15 protein-coding genes are annotated in these 18,369 nt (G+C 60.2%); 9 read left to right on the top strand and 6 right to left on the bottom strand.

The window, feature by feature from the left end:
• Window positions 1–185: 185 nt before the first annotated feature.
• Entirely contained in the window at window positions 186–395 is a 210-nt protein-coding gene (locus tag EWH10_RS13890; protein ID WP_130030024.1) for a DUF2933 domain-containing protein, read from the bottom strand.
• A gap of 132 nt (window positions 396–527) precedes the next feature.
• On the opposite strand from EWH10_RS13890, the gene EWH10_RS13885 reads away from it, so the two are divergent.
• Window positions 528–2,759 (top strand): copper-transporting P-type ATPase, encoded by a 2,232-nt coding sequence (locus tag EWH10_RS13885; protein ID WP_130030023.1) that lies wholly within the window; start codon window positions 528–530, stop codon window positions 2,757–2,759.
• A 191-nt stretch (window positions 2,760–2,950) separates the two neighbouring features.
• On the opposite strand, the gene EWH10_RS13880 is transcribed toward EWH10_RS13885, so the two are convergent.
• From EWH10_RS13880 to EWH10_RS13860, 5 genes are all read right to left on the bottom strand, one after another.
• A complete protein-coding gene (locus EWH10_RS13880; RefSeq protein ID WP_130030022.1) occupies window positions 2,951–3,343 on the bottom strand; it encodes an MbcA/ParS/Xre antitoxin family protein in 393 nt (130 codons plus the stop codon).
• Between the two features lie 89 nt (window positions 3,344–3,432).
• The gene (locus EWH10_RS13875) at window positions 3,433–4,029 is read right to left on the bottom strand and encodes a MobA/MobL family protein (RefSeq protein WP_130030021.1); all 597 of its coding nucleotides are present in this window, start codon (window positions 4,027–4,029) and stop codon (window positions 3,433–3,435) included.
• Complete coding sequence (locus tag EWH10_RS13870; protein WP_229742615.1) at window positions 4,026–4,550, bottom strand: hypothetical protein; 525 nt, start codon at window positions 4,548–4,550, stop codon at window positions 4,026–4,028. The genes EWH10_RS13875 and EWH10_RS13870 overlap by 4 nt, the downstream gene beginning before the upstream one ends.
• A 201-nt stretch (window positions 4,551–4,751) precedes the next feature.
• On the bottom strand, window positions 4,752–5,285 hold the full coding sequence (locus EWH10_RS13865) for a hypothetical protein (RefSeq protein ID WP_130030020.1): 534 nt from the start codon (window positions 5,283–5,285) through the stop codon (window positions 4,752–4,754).
• A gap of 178 nt (window positions 5,286–5,463) precedes the next feature.
• Window positions 5,464–7,443 (bottom strand): MobA/MobL family protein, encoded by a 1,980-nt coding sequence (locus EWH10_RS13860; protein ID WP_130030019.1) that lies wholly within the window; start codon window positions 7,441–7,443, stop codon window positions 5,464–5,466.
• Window positions 7,444–7,918: 475 nt separating this feature from the next.
• On the opposite strand from EWH10_RS13860, the gene hsdR reads away from it, so the two are divergent.
• The 8 genes from hsdR (at window position 7,919) to EWH10_RS13820 (ending at window position 18,274) form a co-directional block, all read left to right on the top strand.
• The gene (gene hsdR / locus EWH10_RS13855; RefSeq protein ID WP_130030018.1) at window positions 7,919–10,279 is read left to right on the top strand and encodes an EcoAI/FtnUII family type I restriction enzme subunit R; all 2,361 of its coding nucleotides are present in this window, start codon (window positions 7,919–7,921) and stop codon (window positions 10,277–10,279) included.
• A gap of 20 nt (window positions 10,280–10,299) precedes the next feature.
• Window positions 10,300–11,865, top strand: coding sequence for a class I SAM-dependent DNA methyltransferase (locus EWH10_RS13850; protein WP_130030017.1), 1,566 nt, complete (start codon window positions 10,300–10,302; stop codon window positions 11,863–11,865).
• Complete coding sequence (locus tag EWH10_RS13845) at window positions 11,862–13,037, top strand: restriction endonuclease subunit S (protein WP_130030016.1); 1,176 nt, start codon at window positions 11,862–11,864, stop codon at window positions 13,035–13,037. The genes EWH10_RS13850 and EWH10_RS13845 overlap by 4 nt, the downstream gene beginning before the upstream one ends.
• Window positions 13,018–13,812 (top strand): hypothetical protein, encoded by a 795-nt coding sequence (locus EWH10_RS13840; RefSeq protein ID WP_130030015.1) that lies wholly within the window; start codon window positions 13,018–13,020, stop codon window positions 13,810–13,812. Before EWH10_RS13845 ends, EWH10_RS13840 begins: the two co-directional genes overlap by 20 nt.
• A gap of 29 nt (window positions 13,813–13,841) precedes the next feature.
• Window positions 13,842–15,392 carry an AlbA family DNA-binding domain-containing protein gene (locus EWH10_RS13835; protein ID WP_130030014.1) on the top strand — a complete coding sequence of 517 codons (1,551 nt, stop codon included), beginning with the start codon at window positions 13,842–13,844 and terminating at the stop codon, window positions 15,390–15,392.
• 60 nt (window positions 15,393–15,452) lie between these two features.
• On the top strand, window positions 15,453–16,127 hold the full coding sequence (locus tag EWH10_RS13830) for a hypothetical protein (protein ID WP_130030013.1): 675 nt from the start codon (window positions 15,453–15,455) through the stop codon (window positions 16,125–16,127).
• Window positions 16,128–16,235: 108 nt separating this feature from the next.
• A complete protein-coding gene (locus EWH10_RS13825) occupies window positions 16,236–16,526 on the top strand; it encodes a hypothetical protein (protein ID WP_165363366.1) in 291 nt (96 codons plus the stop codon).
• Between the two features lie 53 nt (window positions 16,527–16,579).
• Entirely contained in the window at window positions 16,580–18,274 is a 1,695-nt protein-coding gene (locus tag EWH10_RS13820) for a hypothetical protein (RefSeq protein WP_130030011.1), read from the top strand.
• Window positions 18,275–18,369: the final 95 nt, after the last annotated feature.

Below are 18,369 nucleotides of genomic sequence, written 5' to 3'. Positions count from 1 at the left end.
TTCTCCATACGCGCATGATCACGCGACCCCTCAATCTGACACTTTTACAGGTTTGAATTTCTGACGAAACCTTTGGATATGGCCGTTGAAATCTGAAAATCACTGGCCCTTCGTCGCAGTGAGGGGCCAGACCGGCATCATGGACAATTGTGTAACCGCGCCAGTCATTAGGATATAGTGGATAGTCAGGGCTTGGGTGTCCCTCCATCACCATGGTTATTATGATGCCCGTGGCCGTGGTGCATGAAGAGATGCATTGCGGGGCAGGCCAGAAAGAGAAGATAGGGAGCCAGTCCAAAAATATGTCCCCAATGCTCGCGCGCCGCGTAGAACAGCAGTCCCGCCAGAACGGCAACCGCGAACATGAGCGCCATATTGCTGGTTTTTGACATCATATCACCTCCGTGACGCCTGATGGTAATGTGCTCATCCCATCCCAGCTTTAGGTATAGTTACGCATTCAGCCACAGCCCTGCCGCCTGACAGAATGTCAGGCCCCGTCGGAGCCACGTTGGAGCAACGGACATATGAAGCATGATCACGACGCGCATCATGGGCACGGTCCAGACTGCGGCGCGAGCCATGCCGGAATGTCGCAAGCAGATGATCCAGGTCACAGGAAGACTGGTCCAAAACCGATAGCGTCCTCGACCATCTGGACCTGTCCGATGCACCCGGAGATCCGGCAGGATCATCCCGGCGCCTGTCCGATCTGCGGCATGGCGCTGGAACCCGAAATCGCCATGGCTGAGGCCGGTCCGAGCGCCGAGCTTGTCGACATGACGCGTCGCTTCTGGATCAGCCTTGTGCTGACGCTACCGGTGTTTGCGCTGGAAATGGGTGGCCACCTCGTCCCGGCACTCCACCATCTTGTTACCGAGCGGATGTCGACCTGGATTCAGTTCCTGCTCGCCACGCCCGTTGTCCTGTGGGGTGGCTGGCCCTTCTTCCAAAAGGCCTGGCTGTCGCTCAAGACCCGTAACCTCAACATGTTCACGCTTATTGCCATGGGGACTGGTGTCGCCTGGGCCTATAGCGTGGTGGCGACGCTTGCGCCGGACATCTTCCCCATGGCTTTCAGGGAAAATGGTGGCGTCGCCGTCTATTTCGAGGCGGCGGCGGTAATCACCGTGCTGGTGTTGCTGGGCCAGCTTCTCGAACTGCGCGCCCGCGAGCGCACGTCTGGGGCAATCAAGGCTCTGCTCAACCTCGCGCCCAGGACCGCGCGAAGGCTGCGCGGCGATGGCAGCGATGAGGAAGTCTCGCTGGATCAGGTCGTGGTCGGCGACAGGTTGCGGGTGCGTCCAGGCGAAAAGGTGCCGGTCGACGCGGTGGTCGAGGAGGGCCGCTCGGCGATTGATGAGTCGATGGTGACCGGCGAATCCATGCCTGTTACAAAAACGATCGGAGACCAAGTGATCGGCGGCACCATCAACCAGAGCGGCGCGCTCGTCGTCAGCGCCGAAAAGGTCGGCCGCGACACCATGCTTGCCCGCATCGTCCAGATGGTGGCGCAGGCGCAGCGTTCCCGCGCGCCGATCCAGCGGCTGGCCGATCAGGTGGCCGGATGGTTCGTCCCTGCCGTGCTGCTGGTGGCGATCACGGCCTTTGCGATCTGGGCGATCTGGGGTCCCGAACCACGCTTCGCTCATGGCCTGATCGTGGCGGTTGCCGTCCTCATCATCGCCTGCCCCTGTGCCCTCGGCCTCGCGACGCCCATGTCGATCATGGTAGGTATCGGTCGCGGTGCAGGCCTTGGCGTGCTCATCAAGAATGCCGAGGCACTGGAGCGGATGGAAAGGGTCGACACACTGGTCGTCGACAAGACCGGCACATTGACCGAGGGCAAGCCATCGGTCGTCAACATCCTTGCCGTTCCGGGCTTTGAGGAAAATGACCTTCTCCGGCTTGCCGCCGGGGTTGAGCGGGCTTCCGAACATCCCCTAGCGCTGGCGATCGTAGCTGCGGCCGAGGCGCGCGGCCTGACGCTGCCGCCGGTCGATGGCTTTGACTCCCCGACTGGGAAGGGGGCCGTCGGCACTGTCGAGGGCAAGCATATTATGCTCGGCAATGCCCGCTTCCTGGAGGAAGGCAGCATTTCGGTTGCTGCGCTGGCCTGGCAGGCAGACGCACTGCGAGGAGACGGCGCAACCGCCATCTCCATTTCTATCGACGGCACGGTTGCGGGCGCTTTTGCCATTGCCGACGCCATCAAGCCGACCACAGCTGAAGCGCTCGCCGCCTTGCGCAAAGCGGGCATCGTTGTGGTCATGCTCACCGGCGACAATCGCACGACGGCGCAAGCGGTCGGACGACGGCTCGGCATCGAACAGGTGGAAGCGGAGGTGCTGCCCGATCAGAAGAGCGCAGTGGTCGCGCGCCTCCAGGGCGAAGGTCATATCGTGGCGATGGCCGGAGACGGAGTCAATGATGCCCCGGCACTCGCCGCCGCCGATATCGGTATCGCCATGGGTTCGGGCACCGATGTCGCGATCGAAAGCGCCGCAGTGACGCTGCTCCATGGTGATCTGACAGGCATCGTGCGGGCACGGGCGTTGAGCCGAGCAACCATGTCCAACATCCGGCAGAATCTGTTCTTTGCCTTCATCTACAATGCCGCCGGTGTGCCTATTGCCGCCGGCCTGCTCTATCCCTTTTCCGGCCTTCTTCTCTCGCCGATCATCGCGGCTGCTGCCATGGCTTTGTCCTCGGTCAGCGTGGTCGGCAATGCGTTGCGATTGAACCAAGTGAAACTGTGAAAGTGGGAGTGGCGCAAGGAACTGGCGACTGGCAATTCAGCTTAATGAAAAAACGGACTGACCGGTCCTGAGACCGCAAAGGTTCGTTAGCCGACGCCGCGTGAATGACAGCTATCCCCGCGACCACGTTCCGAACCGGACATTCGCCTACCGGCCAGGTCCAGCCGGAAACAGCGAGGCGAATTGCCCTGTCAGCTTAGTTGAGCATCGAGATACTGGCGGACGACATAAAGATCCGCAACGTTGCCGCGGGACATCCGCTCAAGCGCCGTACCTCCCCCAAACACGTCGGCGCTGTTTGCCGCGCGCATCCACGCACTGGCTCGTGCAGGATCCGGCAGGAGGATGTTAATCGCCTTGAATATGCCGAGGACGTAGCTGATCCTCTCCAACCGGTCTCGGCCCAGCCTGGCGGCTTTGCCAACCCTCCACCGATGGAGGGTTGGCCGGCGGGAGATAGCGAGCAGCTTCATCTGCTCCGCTTCACTGAGATGCCAGGCATCGGCGATACCGAAAAAGGTCCGCAAGGCTGGCCCGCCGAGGTTTTCGGATACTTCGTTGGTCCCACGCTTCTCAATGGACATGGCTGATTCCCGCGCAGTGGCCGCTGTGCGGCGTGCTGATGGCTGGATGCCTTTGGAAAGTCCGGCCACCGCTGCCGCTTTCTTGTTGATCAGGCATTGAACTGCCCAGCCGCTCGGAACGCGTTCCAGTCGCGCTGCGCCTCCGCATGACCTTCGTCGCAGCAAACGTCCCGGGCATGCAAGCCAAAGCCATTCGCGCTCAGCCTTCTGGCAGGGAGCAGGATGTGGACATGTGGATCATTCGCCGAGCCGGCCATGAACGGAGCGTGTAAAACCATGAGGGCCGCAAGCTGGAGCCGGCTGACGAAATAGGCTCGTACCCAGGCTCGGATCTCCTCCCAACTGACATGGAGGGGAAGATCGCTGCTGAGGTCGATCGTGAACTGAGCAAAGCCATTCCTTTCGATCGAAGGTTGCGTCGCATCGAAGCGCGCAAGCAGATGATCCAGGTCCGAATACTCCCCTGGTGATGTGGGGGGCAGCAGCAGATCATGCCTGGCAGCCTGGTGTCCGGCAGGCTGCAACTTGGCGCGAACCGTGGCGGCGATCCCGGTTCTCGGCCCGCTCTCCTTCCAGAAATAGCGGTGATACCGGAAATCCGGCTGGCCGCTGCAATCGGCCCGAAAGCAGGAAAGTGCTTCTGGCTCGGGCTTCGCCACTATCTTCGTTTTTGTCTTCGTCCTCACGCGCGGACCTCCTTCGGCGCATTCCATGGGCAAGCAGCGGCGAGTCCCGCTTCGCGTTGGCGGGCGCTGGCAAAAGGTGGATGATCGGTAAGAAGGAGGCTATATTGACTGGCCTTCAAATATGGACTGCCATCATCGGCACGCGGAACGAACCAGAGTTCTCCGTCGGCCGACCAGCCGCGGTAATCGATAAGCCACGAGTTGCGGCTATGCATGCAGATGTCGAAGCTCACCTGGTAAGCGTCGAAGCGGAGCAGCAGGATATCCAGGCCATGCCGTAGGCATATTTCTTCGGCCGGATCCCAGCCGAGCGGCCGAAACTGCGACGTGCCTGTGACGAGTAGATTGCGCTCCATGAGCAGTATTCCGCCCTCGGCGCCGGGAAGCCGGTGGTGAGGCTCTAAATCGATTAATCCACCGATCTGATGCGCGACCGCCAGCAAGCGGCGGCGCACCGCCTCACGGACAAACGGCTGGGTTTGCGCCTCCCCTGCGGGACGCGACATGATGGGCATGTTCATTCGATATGTACCTTATTTGCAGGGGAGCATGGTCAACGAGCCGAGCCACGCATCTCCCGATTTTCATTTCACTTCGCTCAGCTGCCTGAGCTTCCTGTTCTTTCACCGCTGTTGCTCGCTGGTGGCGGGCAGCAGATTTCTCCAAGCCAATGGAGGCGGTGCTGCTCTCGGCAGACTGGGCCGCGAATTCGCAGCCCATGCTTATATGAGGTGGCCCCCCGCCATAGCCTTCCACCGGATACCGCCGACCAGCAGACCAAGGTCGCGGGTCTCAGGGTCGCTGAAGGGCACTTGCTCGTCTGGTGTCATGCGCTTCATGGCGAGATCGAAGCAGCGCGGATCCAGATCCCGATCCGAAGGATCGGGGATCAGCCAATTTGGTCCGTTAATGTCTGCCGCCCACAAACGCAGGCCCCGAAAGACGTGCGTGTCGCCTTCACGGCAAAGGATCGCAGAGATACGGAAGTCGGCCGCCGTCCCGATCCACGCGGGCTCCACCAGCAGCAGGTCGAGCCGTGTTTCGCGCACGGCCGCGAGAAGTCGGCCGAGGGACACGTTCCGGCGCCAATGGGCGAGAACGAGGTCCGGCCCACGGCAGTAATCATATCCTGCAAGCACCGGAGGCAGGACGTTGGCGCATGGCTCTGTCTGCCAGCCAGCAATGGTAGCGAGAGCGATCGTGCCATTTTTTGCCAGCGCCTCGCGTTGCCGGTCTTCTTCGTTGAGGTAAAACATGAGTTAGTACTCGCTTGTCAGAACCGGGACGGCTGCGATCCCGGTGCTTGGGAATGTCTTTCACTTTTCAGCGACAGCCACTTCCCTCATCCAAGCTTCTCACGGGCAAGTGCTGCTCATCGCCCGATGGCAGCGGACAACTGCTGCTGACGATGGACGTCAGCAATTTGTGTCATCCTCATATTGCCGGCCCGCCTTTCAACCGTCCCGATAAATAGAGTTGTTCGACGAGCGAAGGCGCTTCTTCTGTGGCTTCGATCGGGCGTGCGGCGGCCGTGACCCTTTTTCCCTGAGTATTCGTCGGGCGCGCGCGTCCTATGACGAAACGTTTGAACGTGGCGTCCAGATCGGCCGGAGGAGCTGGGCTCGTATTCAGCAACGCCAGAAGAAAGGGCGCGCTCGCGTCGTCGTGTGAGAGTTTCCGATATGCCCGCACAAGATCATCATTCTCAGCGTACACCTGCCTAGCGCCCTCCTCCTGCCGTTCCACGAAAAATTTCGGTACGGGGCTGACGAACGCGTCACGAACAAGCTGGAATGCCTGACTGTGGAGAAGCGCGCCTTTGCCAGACAGTTCCAATTCCATCGCAGCATCGTGACTTGCTTGGCGTCGCTCACCCAGCCTGAAAGGCTGCGCCGCGTCGAACCAGTCGCTGAAGCTTGTGTTGTCGATTTGCTTGGCCTGGGGCTTTTGCCGGCGCTTCTCGCGATCCTCGTCCATCAATTCGCGTGCTCGCGCAGCTTCCGCCATCGACGAGCTTTCAACCATTTGGGATTGTGCAGGTGCGGCTTGATCTGGTGATTCAATCTCTTCGACGGCTTCTGCCTGCTCCCGCGACGGCCCGCCTGCGGTAACGTCGTGCGTCATGCGGACCGCGGTGGCGTCCGCCTTTGCCAGCCGGTCCATCGCTTGCTGATTGGCATCCATCTCGGCCGCAGCCTTTACGAATAGGACGTTCTTGATGGCGGCTAATTGTCCATCAGCGTCCGACAGAATGTTGAGCTGGCGTTCCGTTTCATCCACTTCTTGCGAGACAGCCTCAAGGAGGGATGAATGGCCTTGAGCGGACCGAAGTCTGCCAGCAGCCATATCATTTTTTCTCTCCGACCTGACCTCGCTCTCGAACTTTTTCGTGTTGCCGGGGGACGCCTGTCCCCGGTCTCCGCGAGAAAGATGTGTGTATTGGGCTGAGCTGCGTTCGGCTGCGAGCGCGCGGTTGAATGATCGGGCGATGAAGCGGCGTTGCAGCTTGAGACCAGCAGGAGTTTCAAGCGATCGGCGTTTGAAGGCGGCGAACGTCCATTCGTGATCGCTGACTCTGGTCATGGGACGGAGATTGAGAAGGATGTGCGCATGGAAATTGCGCTGGTCACCTTGCTCGTCCGGCTTGTGGAGGGCGGCCGTGAACGGCAGACTCATGTTCTCCAGCGGCTTAACGAGAGAGGCCAGAAGGCGGGCTCGCGCTTCCGGCTCAAGCTCATGGGGCAGCGCGATAATGACGTGGCGATAGACGCCCGCATTGTCCCGATCCAAGGCCTCGAGTTGTTCAATTTGTCGTGAACAAGAGACCCGTTCTTCCAGATGGTCACCCATACTGCTGATGATATTGCCCTCGATCTGCTCGAGTGCATCGGCTCGCTCAATATATCGCAACTTGCGGCCGAATTCGCCAGACTTCCAACGGGCGGTACGGGCGTTGCTACGCTTCTGCTCCTGACGAAATTTTCGATCCCTACCCGAACTGAACCCACGCGGAATCCATTCGAGGAACAAATCGCGGGGCAGGGCGCCGGGAGACGGCGCGGTCCCGACACCCCCCTTACCGTATTCGAAGTGCCGATACAGTTTGGCAGGACAAGTGGCCTTCAATCGCAGGCGTTCGGATTTCTTGATTGCGGCCCGCAATTTCTGACCATCGCGCCTGGCATCTTCCTCTTCGCGTCGGCGTAATCGTCGGGCGAACGCTCGGCTTTTCTTTGTTTCGCGTTCTTCGAGCAGCGCAGCCCGATCCGCTTGCCCGTTCGCCTTCAGTCGCTGGACTTCCTGACGGATTCCCTGGCTCGCCTTGCGACCCTCTTTCTGACGTGCGCCATGAGCTTGCGACAGAACGTGAGCAGCGAGTTTGCGGTCAGTCGACCAGCCTGTCCAGGAGTCCATGGCCCCTCCGTGGACCAGGAACGTTAATATCTATCTATGCTTGGGGGGAGGCGCGGGTCTTGTTTTTCGAACAAGACGTTGACGCGCCTCCCCCCTCTTACTCTCTTCTTGCAACCTCAACCCTTTCGCAGCAGCTTGCTGGATCAAGCGCGGCAGCGCCTGTAGTGCTGTGTCTGGCCTGTGATTCCTGCCCAATTGCGAGCTCGCAATCGCGTGGAAATAGGTGGGCGGCGGTACTTCTCCTGATCGCCGTACATGGTAACCCAGAGGCACGTGTTGGCAAAAGCAGGACTTGCCCGGCGGGCGGTCGCCTCGGAGATGGGGCGTGGTATGTCACGAAACCAAGTCTCGTGAGGGCAATTATGCTCGCTTCGCGTAACAGCGTCACACTGGAGGAAACCGAGATTCTTGCCGTTGAGTGTTTCTGAAAATCGTTGCTATGCCAGCGCGCGCCCGGCAGAACACCGGCTAAGTTATGATCACGGAAGCAGATACCTGTCGGAAGCTGATTGTCCCCCGCCTGCAGGATGCCGGTTGGGACGACGCGCCGTGCGCAATTCAGGAGCAGCGCACGTTCACCGATGGCCGCGTCATGTTCGTCGGCGGAGCGCCCCGTCGCGGGCAGAAGAAGCGGGCTGATTATATCCTGCGCTACCGGCCTGACTACCCGATTGCGGTAATTGAGGCAAAGGCCGGGTATCGCTCCGCTCAGGATGGTGTGCAGCAGGCGCGCGACTATGCCGAGATGCTGGGCCTGCGCTTCGCCTATGCCAGTAATGGACATGAGATCATCGAGATCGATATGGTGGCAGGGACGGAGGCCATCCGTCCCAACTTCCCAACGCCAGAGGAACTGTGGGCGCGGTTACGTGACCGGCTCAATCTGCCTGAACCGTCGGCGGAGCGCGTGCTCGAACCGGGTTTCCCGGACGTTGATCGGCCGTTGCGATATTACCAGGAAATCGCGGTCAACCGGTCACTGGAGGCGATCCACGGTGGTCAGCGACGACTCCTCCTCAACTTATGCACTGGCGCGGGCAAGACGGCCGTCGCCTTCCAGATCTGCTGGCGACTATGGTCTGCCGGCTGGAACAAGCGCGGCGATCATCGCCGGCCGAAAATCCTGTTCCTTGCGGATCGCAACATCCTTGTCGATGATCCGAAGGACAAGACCTTCACGCCGTTCGGCGACGCACGCTGGAAGCTCGGCGCCGGGTCGGTCAGCCACGGACGCGATATCTATTTCTCAACCTATCAGGCGATCGCGGCAGACGAGCATCGCCCCGGCCTCTATCGCGAGTTCGCGCCGGACTTCTTCGACCTGATCGTAATCGACGAATGCCATCGCGGCAGCGCCCGAGCGGACAGTTCTTGGCGCGAAATTCTAAACTGGTTTGAGCCTGCCTTTCAGCTCGGCATGACTGCAACGCCGCTGCGAGAGGAGAGCCGGGACACTTACGCCTATTTTCAAGATGCGCTTTACACCTACAGTTTGGCACAGGGTATCGCCGACGGCTTCCTCGCTCCCTATCGTGTTCACCGCATCGTTACCGATCTGGACGCTGCCGGCTGGCGGCCGAGCGCGGGCGAGCTAGACCGTTACGGTCGCGAAGTTCCCGACGAGGAATATCAGACCCGCGACTTCGAGCGCACTGTGGCTTTGCGCGCCCGCACCGAGGCCATCGCCCGCCATTTGACCGACTTCCTTAAGAACACCGATCGCTACGCCAAGACGATCGTCTTCTGCGTCGATCAGGATCATGCTAGTGAAATGCGCGCCGCGCTCGTTCGGATTAACGCCGACATGGTGGCGAAGCGCCCTGATTATGTCGCCCGCGTCACAGCCAATGAAGGCGATATCGGGAAGGGCATGCTGAGCCGTTTCCAGGATCTTGAGACGGATTCGCCCGTCATCCTTACAACGTCGCAGTTGCTCACGACTGGCGTCGATGCACCCACCTGCAAGAACGTCGTGCTGGCGCGGGTCGTTGGCTCGATGGCCGAGTTCAAGCAGATCATCGGCCGTGGCACGCGCCTGCGTGAGGATTACGGCAAGCTGTGGTTCTCCATTCTGGACTACACTGGAACCGCGACAGAGAAGTTCGCCGACCCGGGCTTCGACGGGGAGCCTACGGCCGATATCCATACCGAGATCGACGACGCTGGCGCGGTAGTCGCGACCGAGGTCGAGGAACATGATCAGCCCAATGACGGTGACGAGGATACGGGACCAACCGTGCTGCCACCGGACGACGAAGACGATGGGATGCCGCGGAAGTTCTACGTCGACGGCGGCGACGTGGAGGTGGTGGCCCACCTCGTATATGACCTCGACAGCGACGGTAAACGGCTGACCTGCCGGAAGCTGACCGATTGGACCGGAGAGAAAGTGCGAACGTTGTTCGCTACCCCGGCGGCTTTCCGCGCTGAATGGGCGATGCCCGACAAGCGCAGCGCCGTCATCGATGCGCTGGCCGAACGCGGGATCGATCTGCACGCGCTCGCCGTCGAAGCTGGCCGCCCGGACGACGATCCGTTCGACCTGCTTTGCCATCTCGCCTGGAACGCGCCGCTCACCACGCGCGCCGAGCGTGCCCGCCGCCTCCGCGATGCGGGCCTGTTCGACCGGTATGGCGACGATGCCCGCGCGATCCTCGGCGCGCTGCTTGATCGATATGCCAGCGGCGGTGCCGACGAATTGGCTTTGCCTCATGCGCTCAAGGTCCAGCCGGTGTCGGACTTCGGCAACCCAAGCGAAATCGCCCGCCGATTTGGCGGCCCGCAGCCCATGCGCGAGGCCGTCGCTGAACTCACCGCCGCTCTCTACGCGGCCTGACCTAATACTGAAGGAAGACGATGGCGCGCCAGCCAAAGAAAACTGCTGCCCCACAGACCACGGCCCAGCGCCTTGATTCGATCGTAAGGGCGGCACGGAAGATCATGCGCAAGGACAAGGGGCTGAATGGCGACCTTGATCGGCTACCCATGCTTACTTGGATCATGTTCCTCAAGTTCCTCGATGATCTTGAGCGGGTGCATGAGGACGAGGCAGAGCTGGCGGGCGAGCCATTCCATGCAGCGATCGAGGCACCGTATCGTTGGCGCGACTGGGCGGCCGACAAGGCGGGGATCACCGGCCCCGACCTGCTCTCCTTCATCAACGCCGACGAGCCGGTCCGGCCTGACGGCACGAAAGGCCCCGGCCTGTTCGCCCATTTGCGCTCTCTTCGTGGCCGGAACGGCGGGCGCGATAGGCGCGACGTAATCGCCACTGTCTTCCGCGGTGTTCAGAACCGTATGATCGACGGTTATATTTTGCGTGAGGTCATCAACCTCGTCGACGGTATCCATTTCGACAGCTCAAACGAGATGCATACGCTCGGCCGCCTTTATGAGACGCTGTTGCGCGAGATGCGCGACGCTGCCGGCGACAGCGGCGAATTCTACACGCCGCGCGCCGTCGTGCGTTTCATGGTCGAGCGGATCGATCCCCAGATCGGCGAGAAGGTGTTGGACCCCGCATGCGGCACGGGCGGCTTCCTGACCGAATCTTATGCGCATATGGCCGGGCAAGCCGACAGTGTGGAAAAGCGCCGCCAGCTCCAGGTCGGCTCGCTGATCGGCGTCGAGGCCAAGCCGTTGCCGTATCTGCTCGTGCAGATGAACCTGCTGCTTCACGGTCTCGAGGCGCCCGATATCGATCCCGGGAACGCCCTCCGCCATCGGCTGGCAGACATCGGCGAGCGCGAGCGGGTAGAGGTGATCCTGTCCAATCCACCCTTCGGCGGCGAGGAAGAAGCCGGCATTCTCTCCAACTTCCCCAACGATCGCCGCACCGCCGAGACGGCATTGCTGTTCCTGCAGCTCATCATGCGGCGGCTCAAGCGCAAGGGTAAGGGCCGCGCTGCCGTGGTCGTGCCGCACGGTGTGCTGTTCGGCGACGGCGTTGCCGCGCGGATCAAGGCTGACTTGCTGGAGAAGTTCAATCTCCACACGGTCGTTCGCCTGCCCGAGGGTGTGTTCGCTCCCTATACCGACATAGCATCGAACGTGCTGTTCTTCGATACCACTGGCCCGACCGGCGACATCCATTTTTGGGAGCAGCCCGCACCGGAAGGCCGCAAAAAATATAGCAAGACTGCACCGCTTCAGACCGCCGACCTCGCTGATCTAACGGCTTGGTGGGACGAGCGCGGTGAGGACGCCCGGGCGTGGGTCGTAAACGGTCCGGCTTTGATCGAGCGCGACGATGCTGGTGCGATCCGCACCGTCAACCTCGACCAGAAGAACCCCAACGCCAAGGCCACCGAAGATCACCGCGCGCCCGCCGAAATCGTCGCCGCCGCACTGGCGAAGGAGCGCGAGGTGCTGGCTATCCTCAAAGAGCTTCACGCGCTGGTAACAGAGTGCGACGCGGCATGACGTGGCCTACGGTGGCGTTGGGTGAGGTCTTGCGGCCGTCAACCGACCGGATCACGCTTTTGCCCGACACCAGTTACAAGCAGGTCACGGCGAAGCTGTGGGGTAAGGGCTTAACACTGCGCGGCGAAGTCACGGGTGCGGAGATAGCCGCTTCGCATCAGAACCGTGTCCGCGAAGGCCAGTTTGTTATTTCCAAAATCGACGCGCGCCACGGTGCCTTCGGCGTCGTACCATCGGATTTGGACGGCGCGGTTGTATCGAACGACTTTCCAGTCTTCGACGTTCAGCCCGACCGTGCACTCACCGAATATGTAGCATGGGTTAGCCGGACCGACTGGTTCATTGCCCTGTGCAAGCAGGCGAGCGAAGGCAGCACCAATCGCGTCCGTCTCAAGGAAGCGCGCTTCCTCGCTCAGTTCATTCCGCTTCCGCCTCTGTCTGAACAGCGACGGATAGTGGCGCGACTGAATGCCGCGACGGTAGCGATCGAACGGGTTCAGGCGGCGCGCACTGAGATCGATGAGAACCTAGCCGCGCTCATTATTCGCTCCAATGAGACATATCAGGCGCAGCCCATTCAGTTGGCCGACGCGCTCGATCTTGATGAGGACCGGATCGCCATCGCCTCGGACATCACCTATCCTCAGGTTGGCATCCGGGGCTTCGGCGGCGGGCTGTTCCGCAAAGGTGGCGTGACCGCCGCCGATACCACCTATCGACATTTCAACCGCCTTGCTGCCGGCCAGTTCGTGGTCAGTCAGGTCAAGGGATGGGAGGGCGCTGTTGCCGTCTGCGGCGACGAGTTTGCGGGCCTGTTCGCCTCTCCCGAATACCGCACGTTCCGCTGCAATCCGACTGTCCTTCGCCCTGCCTATTTTGCCTATCTGTCTCGCACGCCGTGGTTTCATGCCAAACTCGCACCTGCAACCCGTGGTCAGGGCGCGCGACGCGAACGGCTTAGGCCGGAAATGCTATTGGCGATCAGCATCCCGCTGCCGCCGGTCGAAGTTCAGGATCTGCTCGTGCCGCTGTTCGACCGCGTTGCGGCTGCGGCAGCGTGCAGTGGAGCGGCTGATCTGGACCAGCTGCTGCCAGCGATGCTTGACGAAGCGTTCGGCACAGGCGCGGGCAAACAAGCGAAAGGGGAGTGCCGTGGCGAAGCTGAATCGTAAGCAGATCGAGGACGCAACACGCGCCGTACTCGAACGACATCCTGGCGGCGTGCGTTGGGCGGAAGTGCTGAAGGCGGTTTCCGCCGAGCATCCGGAGACGCCTTTCAACTCGATTCGGGGCGCGACGCACCACCTCTTCCAGCGTGGCGACGGCATCGTGAAGATCGCGCGCGGCACCTACCAACTCGTCCGCTATGCTGACGCCGATGCTGCGGAGACCGTCGCGCAGGACGAGGCCATCGCCGCGGAGCCGGTCGCCATAGAGAACGCCACAACCGATTCGGCATTGCTGTCCGAGCAGGATTTCTACGCGAGCTTCGCCGAATGGTTAGAGGAGAATGACGAGGTGACCGACGCGGGTGCGCTCGGTGGCAGCGTGCTCGGCGGCAAATGGGGCACGCCCGACGTGATCGGCGTGTTGAAACCGCGCGCTCAAGACATCTTCAAGTTCGAACCGCAGATCGTAACGGCGGAGATCAAGGCCGTGCCGGGTCAGCCCGTCGTAGCCTTCGGCCAGGCGGTCGCCTATCGCCTGTTCAGCCACAAAAGCTATATTGTCGTGCCCCGCACCACGACCAGCGACGACATGAACCGGCTGACGTCGTTGTGCAGCATCCACGGCGTCGGCCTCGTCGTCTTCACGCTCAACCGCGAACTACCCGATTACGCCGTCGTTGTCCTTCCTACCATCGCCAATCCGGACATGTTCTACGTCAACACCATGCTTGATCGTCTCAAAACAAGCGAACCGAAATTGCTGAATCGGTTGTTCTGAGGTTGGCTGCGCCCAAAGTGGGGACGTAAATGGCGAAGCGAAGTATAACGAACGAAGAGATTGCGCTCATCAAGGCGATGCGCAATCGCGGGATGCGTAACAGCGCCATTCAGTTTTACTTCAATCGCCCAGACCGCCAGGTGAATTCCGGTCGAATTACCAACATTGCGGACGGCAGCTATAGCGACTCCGCCGCAATCTCTGCGGCCGATGATGCGACCCTGGATACCTTTCTGGGCGGCTTTCAGCAGGTGTCAGCCACCATGTCGGCGGTGCCGACGGCGGCACCATCACCGCCGAGGGGTCCGCTGGATCCGGTTACGATCACGGCATTGTTCGCGCAGGACGCTGATGGCACCTGGCGCTTTTCCCCCGGCGAGACTGACGAACACGAATGCAAGGCAAGTTTTCGCTTGCGCAATCCGCACGTCTGGCTTCGTGCGATTGCGGCGCTCGCCAACAACCGGGGCGGCTACATTCTGTTCGGTGTCCACGACAAGGATACCGCCCAGACAGACGGGGTCGACAAGAGTTTCGCCGTTCTTGGCCTGACCGGCACGGAATTCGCTAATCTCGATCCGGCCGATCTTACCTCGCATGTCAAGGCGAAGCTCGACCCAACACCCCGCGTCCGTTCGACGGTTATAGATTTTGGCGGCAAAGCGGTCGGCATCCTCCATGTGGAGCAGCATCCGAGCCGCCCCGTCATCGTCACCAAGCAAGAAGGCGATATCCGAGAGGGGGATATCTTCTTCCGCTACCCTGGTCAGTCGTCGCGCATCAAATATGGCGACCTTCGCACCATGCTCGACGAACGCGACGCTATGGCTCGCCAGCAGATACTGCCGATGGTGGAGAAGCTGCTGCAACGCGGCCCCGATCGCATTCTGCTTGCCGACCTCGACGAAGGCGTCCTCGACGACGGCAAGCGCCCGATAACGATAGACAAGACCCTGCTCGACCAGCTCAGCTTCGTCCGCGAGGGCGAGTTCAGCGAGGTGGAAGGAGCCCCGACGCTGCGACTGATCGGCGAGGTTCGCGCCACCGGTGACGACCGTATCGGAAGCCGCGGTGTCGTGACCGAAGTCAATCTTCTAAAGAATTTTCTCAAGCAGGAGACGCTGTTCCGACCAGTCGAATATATCCGGTTCGCAGTGGAGGCATCGCATGCCGAATGGCTGCCTATCTTTTACTTTGCTCAGCAATCGCAGTTCGATCGCGCTGATCTCGCCGCATTCATCGATCGGCTTGGCGGCACCGCGAAGCGGCGCGAGATGTTCACCAAGCGAGCAACCGGCGCCAAGATGGCCCTGACCGTGCCAGTGGGGACGCCCGCCGCCTTGCTGATGCAGATTGTCGCAGGCGATTTGCCGGAGCCCACAAATGGCAAGGACGCCACCAACGTAGCCCTCGCGATGTGCGGCCTGACCTCGCTCCCGGACATCGAGCGGGTGACGATCCTTGCGATGCTGGAGCGATGTTATGACCTCGCCCAGGTGGAGGCGAAAAGCGGTGTCATTAGCACCATTCGGAGGGCAGCCTGCCGGATTGACGAACTGTTATTCGCGCCACCGTCATAGCCGCTGACAGCGCGGATGACCTCCAGGAAGTTTGGCAACGAATCATGATCTAAGGAGGTCATGCAAAGTGACCTAACAGCTTCCGAATCCGCTTCTTCGTTCGACGCGCGAAATGCGTTGCGCGGCCAAATCGCGTCCCTGCGCGCACGCGTCAGGATTATGAAGGCGGCCGCTGCTGTTCGAGAGGGTGATGCAGAAAGGCTATCCTTCCACGTACGGCAAGAAAACATCCGCCGGACTAACAGCCGCACCCGCAACAACAAATTGTTCGCGCACGGTTCGGTCGCTGAAAAAGGCGGCTACGTCGATCTGGACGATCTGGCTATTCTTGGCCTCGAACATCATGGGCCGCTGTATGCGTATTGGATGGCGATCTCCGCTGCGGAGGTGGTCGGCGGCCGGGGCGCATATCTCGCACACATCTTCGCCTGCCCGAAGCGGCTGGTCTGGTGTCATTCCGAGGGCGCTCGGGTGGCCTGGGCGTGGGCAAAAGCGCTCCGTGATGAACAGACCGCGGAATTCGAAGCCAGGGATCGCGCGGGCAAGCTAAGTGACTGGCGCAAGCTGCCTGTTTCAGGGCGACAACATTATCTCATTGCGATCATTTGTCGGCGCCTCGCGATCGACGAACCCAGACGTTTGCGACGTGGCACCGCATACGACTGGATCAAATTGAAGGGCGGCCATCCAGCCTTCTGGCAGCCGCCTGAGCGCATGCCGGACTGGTCAGCATGAACGGCTCGCTTGCCGCACCAGCGTTCGCAGTGCGCTGGTATCATCATCGAAGCCGGGCCCCGCCGCTCAACTCTCATACCTCAATGTTAAAGCAAATGGAGATCAATGATGAATGACGAGAACAATTTGAGCGGCCTGAACCATGGGTTTGCCGACGCGGACCAATCCGACAACATCCGGCTTGAACTTATCAAAGAGAACAGAGTGGCGGTTGAAGCCAAGATCACCGCAATCAAAGCAGAGTCACTTTCCCTCGAAGCTAAAGCATCCACCGGGAATATTTCGCCAGCTGAGTTGGACCGACATCGAGAGGACATTCTCCGGGCTCGGAAGCGTCTGGAAAAGAATCTCAGTCTGCTCGAACTCTACATCTCTCGCCTCGAACAAGTTGAAAATTAAGGGGATTATAAGCCTCAATGCCTATGTCGTGCTCTCCAGAAATGGGGAGCACGATGACCAAGGTAAGGATCCCGTTTGAACTGATAATGCTTTCTGGTGCCGATATCCCAGCGGCACGGAAAGATGTTAAAGATGCGGTGGAGCGCGGCCGCTTCGCCAGCTCAGGCTGGGTCCGCGGAGATCGCGAAAGTTATGGCAAGGCCTTGCTTGGGTTTAGTGATTTCTGTCGCGCACCATCGGGAGTGCTCGATGACGCCGATGTTCGTTTTCCAAAAACCACCGTCCCTGCGGATGCAGCTGAATTGGCAGACCGTTTTCGCTGGATGATCTATGCTCCCGGTAATGAGGAGGTGATCACGGCGCTCATCAACGCACTTCGCCCAATATGGGAAAGCAATCCCCGCCGGCAAAAGGCCAGGCGCCGGTCCCTCAAACACACCGCCATCATGCCCAAGCCCGATCCTTGGTCAGCCGCTGTAGCGGTGTTCGGAATAATGGCCAATCACCCCAGCTTCGCGAATTTTCTCATGCAAGGCTATCTCGAAAAGGCGTCGAGATATATCGCGAGTAGACCCGCTGAGGAACAGGCCAGCCTGTGGGACATCCATAACCATGTCTCGATTTTCTGGATCTATCTCAAAGCGCAGATTCGCGCAGCGCGGCTTTTCCACGCCGAATGGAACAGCTTCGAAACTGGATCTCCGGATGCGCCGATGCGTCTTACCGTTGGAAGTGCCTCTGTGCCCCTGGAAGAAGTCCGTAGACTCGCCCGGCTGGCCGCCAAGTGGTCCAAAGGGGAAGCCGTCACCTTAGCGGAGCAGAATGAACTCGAGGAGTTCATTCAGTCAAATGATATGCAAGCTTTGGCAGCAGACCAGGCGGAAGCGTTGGGATTCACGCTGGCTCAACTCGATGGTACGGCGCCTCCGACAGTCGAGCAGCTAGTGCGCCTGCACGATTATTTGGATGATCTTGATTCCTGGGTTGATTCACTGGTCGATAGCTTCACAACCAGCAAACACACACGTTCGTTGACCGTTGTCGATATTGTATATCGGAAAGTCGAGAAGAAGGAGCGCGAGGGATATTCCGGGAAGCGGGCTTCACTACAGGATCAGATTGAAGCAATACGGAAGCAAGGCAGCAGAGAGGCGGACATGGTTGCCGCCACTGTACGGCACGGTGCCTCAACGCTCACGTGCCTCGCCTACGCAATAAGCGAGATGTATTCGTCCGTCATTTCCCTCGCTAGAGACAATTTGACCCGGCATTGGGCAAGTGGCGACGCAGCTCGCGGAAAGGCATTGCTAGCAACAGCTCACCGAGAAAAGTCGGATGCGAAGTATAATCTTCTCGCTATTTACCGCTGCGTGATAACACGGGATCAGTACAGCGCAGTGATCGAATCCTCAGACGACCACACCGGATTTGACACGGACGATTATCTGACAAACGATAAAGATGATAAGTATGACAACACCGGCTTTGTCATCGAAAAGAATGCGGCTGGATCTCCGGATGGGCTGGACTTCCTTATGGGCAGAGGTGTTTCTCTGATGGACAAAGTCGGCTCAATAGAATTCGCGCTTCGCCCGCCCGGAGAAGAGTCGAGTCCATTCCGCAATATCGCGGACAAGGCGATCGTCGAGGCCAGCCGGATCCACAAATTCGAATCTGCGGGTAAAGATTCGCTTGGTCGGGCAATGACGCGCAGCGTGAAGCGATTCCGAGAGAGTTTCGGGTCCTGATCGCGCCAAGCGGCCAATTCGTACGCGGGGCTGCGCGTCTCACCAATCGTCAGCAGATGATAGACTGTCAAGTTAATCCGCCGGTGGAACTCGAC

Origin of the sequence: Sphingobium fuliginis (assembly GCF_004152845.1) — a bacterium.
GTDB lineage: Bacteria > Pseudomonadota > Alphaproteobacteria > Sphingomonadales > Sphingomonadaceae > Sphingobium > Sphingobium fuliginis.
This window is presented reverse-complemented; position numbering and strand designations above follow the sequence as displayed.

What these genes read in the sequence shown, in the direction of transcription:
- EWH10_RS13890 (WP_130030024.1), bottom strand. Translation starts at nt 395, where the DNA reads ATGATGTCAAAAACCAGCAATATGGCGCTCATGTTCGCGGTTGCCGTT.
- EWH10_RS13885 (WP_130030023.1), top strand. Translation starts at nt 528, where the DNA reads ATGAAGCATGATCACGACGCGCATCATGGGCACGGTCCAGACTGCGGC.
- EWH10_RS13880 (WP_130030022.1), bottom strand. Translation starts at nt 3,343, where the DNA reads ATGTCCATTGAGAAGCGTGGGACCAACGAAGTATCCGAAAACCTCGGC.
- EWH10_RS13870 (WP_229742615.1), bottom strand. Translation starts at nt 4,550, where the DNA reads ATGAACATGCCCATCATGTCGCGTCCCGCAGGGGAGGCGCAAACCCAG.
- EWH10_RS13865 (WP_130030020.1), bottom strand. Translation starts at nt 5,285, where the DNA reads ATGTTTTACCTCAACGAAGAAGACCGGCAACGCGAGGCGCTGGCAAAA.
- EWH10_RS13860 (WP_130030019.1), bottom strand. Translation starts at nt 7,443, where the DNA reads ATGGACTCCTGGACAGGCTGGTCGACTGACCGCAAACTCGCTGCTCAC.
- hsdR (WP_130030018.1), top strand. Translation starts at nt 7,919, where the DNA reads ATGATCACGGAAGCAGATACCTGTCGGAAGCTGATTGTCCCCCGCCTG.
- EWH10_RS13850 (WP_130030017.1), top strand. Translation starts at nt 10,300, where the DNA reads ATGGCGCGCCAGCCAAAGAAAACTGCTGCCCCACAGACCACGGCCCAG.
- EWH10_RS13845 (WP_130030016.1), top strand. Translation starts at nt 11,862, where the DNA reads ATGACGTGGCCTACGGTGGCGTTGGGTGAGGTCTTGCGGCCGTCAACC.
- EWH10_RS13835 (WP_130030014.1), top strand. Translation starts at nt 13,842, where the DNA reads ATGGCGAAGCGAAGTATAACGAACGAAGAGATTGCGCTCATCAAGGCG.
- EWH10_RS13830 (WP_130030013.1), top strand. Translation starts at nt 15,453, where the DNA reads ATGCAAAGTGACCTAACAGCTTCCGAATCCGCTTCTTCGTTCGACGCG.
- EWH10_RS13825 (WP_165363366.1), top strand. Translation starts at nt 16,236, where the DNA reads ATGAATGACGAGAACAATTTGAGCGGCCTGAACCATGGGTTTGCCGAC.
- EWH10_RS13820 (WP_130030011.1), top strand. Translation starts at nt 16,580, where the DNA reads ATGACCAAGGTAAGGATCCCGTTTGAACTGATAATGCTTTCTGGTGCC.